The sequence below is a fragment of the Rhizobium sp. CRRU65 genome (genome assembly GCF_048551595.1).
Taxonomy (GTDB): Bacteria; Pseudomonadota; Alphaproteobacteria; order Rhizobiales; family Rhizobiaceae; genus Rhizobium; species Rhizobium leguminosarum_J.
The window spans coordinates 1-824 of record NZ_JBLYZH010000052.1; the positions used below are offsets into that span (position 1 = coordinate 1).

1 protein-coding gene is annotated in these 824 nt (G+C 61.0%); it reads right to left on the reverse strand.

Going from position 1 to position 824, the window contains the following annotated elements:
• Positions 1-824 (reverse strand): plasmid replication protein RepC (gene repC / locus ACM5SV_RS36600; RefSeq protein WP_419425532.1); only part of this gene is annotated, 824 nt, incomplete at both ends.

Consider the following 824-nt stretch of genomic DNA (forward strand, 5'->3'; position numbering starts at 1 on the left):
CCATGCCCGAGCAGGCTTCCTCATAGGCCGAGGGACTGACGCCGAGCATCGAACGCACGACGACGGCCGCCGACATCAAGTCTCGCCAATTGCCGATGTTTCCGCCGGGCCCATAGTCGAGAATACTGGGGCAGGCCTGGAGGACGAGGCCGAGCGGGAAGGATTTCAGGCCTTGTCCGGCGCCCGGGTCGGCTGCGCCCCCCGCCCTGTTGCTCATCCGGCCGGAAGGCTTTTGCTGCTTCAATCTTCGTTCGGCCGATAACGGCCCGGCGTTCGGGTCATTGTCGGCCGCTGCCTTTTCGCCCTGCTTCGTTTCGAAGCTTGGTTCAAGTTCATAAGTGGAGTCGGGATTTGAATTCTGTTTGTGATGCTCAATTTGAGACTCATTGGCGTCAATTTTTTGTGTTTTTATCCGTCTTTCCAGCATGTTGACGATCTCTGCACGCAGCATCGCCATCTCGTCGAGCAGCGGTGCCAGGTCTTCGGCGGTCGCCACCCGTGGAATTCGGGCAAGAAGCGTTCGAAACATCGCCGAAATGCCTTCCCAATCACCGGAAACCCCTTCTTCGAGCGCCGCCGTGATCAGCTTGGAAATGTCCCGCCGGCACAACGTCAGGCGTTCCCTGGTCACCCGTAACAGCTCCCGGTCGGCAACCGCCTGAGCGGCCAGGCTTTCGATTTCGACAGCACGCGCCAGAAGCGGTGCGACGCTGAAGCCGAAGGCATCGCCGATCGCCCCTGCCCTGTCGCGGCGCGCATAGCGCTTTCCATTCGGGCTGTCCTTGCGCAGGATCAGGCCGGCCTCGACCAGGACAGCAAGATGC